Annotated in this window: 3 protein-coding genes; 2 read left to right on the plus strand and 1 reads right to left on the minus strand. The window is 72.8% G+C overall.

The features are described from left to right. Positions 1-39 precede the first annotated feature (39 nt). Together CCR87_RS00850 and CCR87_RS00855 are read left to right on the plus strand one after the other, a co-directional pair. Positions 40-1,131 (plus strand): SPFH domain-containing protein, encoded by a 1,092-nt coding sequence (locus CCR87_RS00850; RefSeq protein WP_201155440.1) that lies wholly within the window; start codon positions 40-42, stop codon positions 1,129-1,131. Between the two features lie 6 nt (positions 1,132-1,137). Further along, the gene (locus tag CCR87_RS00855; protein WP_201155441.1) at positions 1,138-2,235 is read left to right on the plus strand and encodes a TFIIB-type zinc ribbon-containing protein; all 1,098 of its coding nucleotides are present in this window, start codon (positions 1,138-1,140) and stop codon (positions 2,233-2,235) included. 55 nt (positions 2,236-2,290) lie between these two features. On the opposite strand, the gene CCR87_RS00860 is transcribed toward CCR87_RS00855, so the two are convergent. Beyond that, positions 2,291-3,855 (minus strand): TolC family protein (locus tag CCR87_RS00860; RefSeq protein ID WP_207186501.1); only part of this gene is annotated, 1,565 nt, incomplete at its 5' end.

A 3,855-nucleotide genomic window follows, 5' to 3' on the forward strand; every position in this document is an offset into this window, starting at 1 on the left:
GCCCCCACGCACCGCCCCCCACCGCCGAAGGAGACCGCCATGGTGTTCAGCTTCCTCAAGGGCCAGTTCATCGATGTCATCGCCTGGACCGACGACACCCGCGACACGATGGTCTGGCGGTTCCAGCGCCACGGCAACGCGATCATGTACGGCGCCAAGCTGACGGTGCGCGAGGGGCAGGCGGCGGTGTTCGTCCACGAAGGCCAGCTCGCCGACGTGTTCTCCCCCGGGCTCTATGAGCTCGAGACCAACAACATGCCGATCCTGACGGCGCTGCAGCACTGGGACCACGGCTTCTCCTCGCCGTTCCAGTCCGAGATCTATTTCGTCAACACCACCCGCTTCACCGGGATGAAGTGGGGCACGATGAACCCGGTGATGCTGCGCGATCCGGAATTCGGCCCCACCCGCATCCGTGCCTTTGGCACCTATGCGATCCGCGTGAAGGACCCCGCGAGGTTCATGGCCGAGATCGTCGGAACCGACGGCGCCTTCACCACCGACGAGATCACCGGCCAGATCCGCAACATCCTCGTGCAGAAGTTCAGCCGCGTGATCGCCGCCAGCGGCATCCCGGTGCTGGACATGGCCGCCAACACCGCCGATCTGTCCCGCATCATCGGCGAGGCGATCGAACCGACGCTGGACGACTACGGCCTGTCGATGCCCGAGCTGTACATCGAGAACATCAGCCTGCCGCCGGCGGTCGAGGCGGCGCTGGACAAACGCACCTCGGCGGGGCTCGCGGGGGATCTGAGCCGGTACACCCAATTCTCGGCCGCCGAGGCGATGACCCGCGCGGCCGCCGCCGACAACCCGATGGGCGGGGCGATGGGCATGGTGATGGGCGCGCAGATGGGGCCGTGGGGCGCCATCCCGCAACCGGCACAGGCCGTGCCGCCCCCGCCGCCCCCCGCCGACAAGGTCTGGCACATCGCCGAGAACGGCCAGACCACCGGCCCCTTCGGCCGCGCCGATCTGGGGAGGATGGCGGCGACGGGCGGCTTTGGCCGCTCCACGCTGGTCTGGACGCCTGGTCTGGACGGATGGCAACCGGCCGGCGAAATCGCGGAGCTGGCGCAGCTGTTCACGGTCCAGCCACCACCACCGCCGCCGCCGCCCGCGCCCTGAGGCCCAATGCCCCCCGACCCCGAGGAACACCGCTATCCCTGCGACCAGTGCGGCGCCGTCCTGCGGTTTGCGCCGGGACAGACCCGGCTGATCTGTGCCCACTGCGGCCACGCACAGGACATCCCCGCCGCCGACCTGCCCGCCCGCCAGCGCGCGCTGGGAGAGATCGACCTGCGCGCCGCACTGGCCGACCACCTGTCCCCCGACGCGATGGAGGTGACGCGGGTGCTGTCCTGCCCCGCCTGCGGCGCGCAGGTGGAATTCGACCCCGCCATCCACGCCAGCGCCTGTCCGTTCTGCGGCACGCCGGTCGTCACCGACACCGGCGCACACCGCCACATCAAGCCGCAGGCGGTGGTGCCCTTCCATCTGACCGAGGCGCAGGCGAAGGACGCGATGGCCCGCTGGCTCCGCGGGCTGTGGTTCGCGCCGGGCGGGCTGGCGGCCCGGGCCCGCAAGGGGCGGCGGCTGGACGGGCTTTATGTGCCCTACTGGACCTTCGATGCCGCCACGGCCAGCCGCTATCACGGGCAGCGCGGGGATGCCTATTTCGTCACCCGACAGGTGCGTGGCCCGGATGGCAAGACGCGCACGCAGCAGGTGCGGCAGATCCGCTGGACATCGGTGCGCGGCCGGGTGACGCGGGTGTTCGACGATCTGCCGGTGATGGCCTCGCACAGCCTGCCGCGGCGCCTTGCCGACGGGCTGCGGCCCTGGGACATGGCGGCGCTGGTGCCCTATCGCCCCGACTTCCTCGCCGGGTTCCGGGCCGAGGGGTACACGGTGGACCTGCCCGAGGGCTGGCGCATTGCGCGCGCCGAGATGGACGCGGTGATCGCCGGCGACGTCCGCCGCGCCATCGGCGGCGACGAGCAGCGCATCGGGTCGATCGACACCGCCACCTCGGCCGAGACGTTCAAGCATGTCCTGCTGCCGATCTGGATGGCGGCCTATCGCTACCGCGGCCGGTCCTTTCGCTTCATTGTCAACGCCCAGACCGGGCGGGTGCAGGGCGAGCGTCCCTGGTCGGTGTGGAAGATCGCGGCGGCGGTCCTCGGGGCGGCGGCGGCGCTCGGCCTCCTCGCCTATCTGGGTCAGGGCTAGCAGCCCGGCAGGCAGCCCATGCAGGGGGGCGCGGGGCCCTTGGACGCGTGCGGCGTCACGGGGCGCGGTCGCGGCTCGTCAACTCGCCAGTGGCAAAGGCGAGGGCCGCGGCGGCGACGAAGGCGTTGGCATAGGCGTCCTCGCGCACCATCTGGGCGTCGTTCAGGGCGGTCTTGGCGATCGAGACCTCGGCCAGGCTGGCCAGACCGTTCTCATAAAAGCCAAGCACGGCGCGCCAGGTCTCCTCGGCGGCGGCCAGCAGGGGGCCGGAGGCGGCGTGCGCGGCAAGGCTGGTGCGCAACAGGTCATAGGCCTCGACGATCTCGGTGGCGGCAAGGGTGCGCAGCGCCTCGAGGTCGCGCTCGGCGGCGGCGGCGCGGGCGCGGGCCTGCTCCTCGCGGGCGGCGCGCAGGCCGCCGTCCACCACCGGCACCGACACCATCACCCCGACCGCGCCCTGCGTCCGGCTGGAGGACAGCCGCGCGCGCCCGGGGATGCGGGTGTCGTCCAGCGTCAGCCGGCCCATGCTGCGGCCGACCTCGCCCACCGCCAGAACACGGGGGCGGCGCTCGGCCTCCACCAGGGCCACACCGGCATCGGTGGCACGCAGTTGCGCAAGCGCGGCCTGGATGTCCGGACGGCGCTCCAGCGCGGCCGCGATCACCCGGTCGAGATCCCCCGGCACCTCCCGCGGCAGGCTGCGTCCGCGGATGTCGGCCACCCGCAGCGGCGTGGTCGGCGACAGACCCATGGCGCGCAACAGCCGGGCACGGGCGTCGCGCTCGCGGTTTTCGGCAAGCGTCCGGTCAAAGACGGCGCGGGCCTCGATCTGGCGGGTCTGGGCAACGTCGACCTCGGTGCCGAGCCCCTCGGCGCGGCGGGCGGCGGCGAGGGTGCGCAGGGTGGCCGCGTCCTGCACGCGGGCGCGGGCGATGCGGGTGTCGGCGCGCGCGGCGTTGTAGCGGTAGAAGCCGGAGGCGACCTCGAAGATGACCTGCTGGTGCAGGCCCTGGAAGGCGATGTTGGCGCCGATGTTGGCCTCGGTGGCGATCTGGCGGGCGGCGTCGCGACGGCCGAAGTCGAACAGCAGCCACTGCAGCGCGAGGTTGGGTACCACCGTTGCGCCTTCGGCCGTCAGCCGGCCGGCGGGGAGGACCGGGGGCACGGCGCCCTCGGGGGTGGATGTGCGCACGCCCCCGGCCAGCACATTGGCCGAGATCTGCGGCAGATACGTCGCCTCGACGACACCGACCCCGGCGGCCGCAGCGCGGGCGCGGTGCCAGGCCGCCTGGGTGCGCGGATTGGTGCGCTGGGCGATGTCGATGAGCTCCGGCAGGCCATAGCTGCGCCCGGGATCGATGCGCGGTGGGGCCACCGCCCCTTCGGGCAGGACCTCGGGTGCCAGCGCGAAATCCGCAGCCCCCGAGGCGGTGCGGGCCCCCTCCAGCGGGGTGGCCGGATCGGCGCTGCTGCGCCCGCCCGGGCCATCCACGCAGCCCGCAAGCAACAACACAAGGCCCGGTACCAACACCCGGACGATGGCCCGGCCGCGGCCGGCGGGGTGGCCGATACGGCAGGCGGAGCGGTGAACCGTGCGGCGGATGGTGCGGCGGGCGGGGA

The organism is Rhodobaculum claviforme, from assembly GCF_016653255.1.
GTDB lineage: Bacteria > Pseudomonadota > Alphaproteobacteria > Rhodobacterales > Rhodobacteraceae > Rhodobaculum > Rhodobaculum claviforme.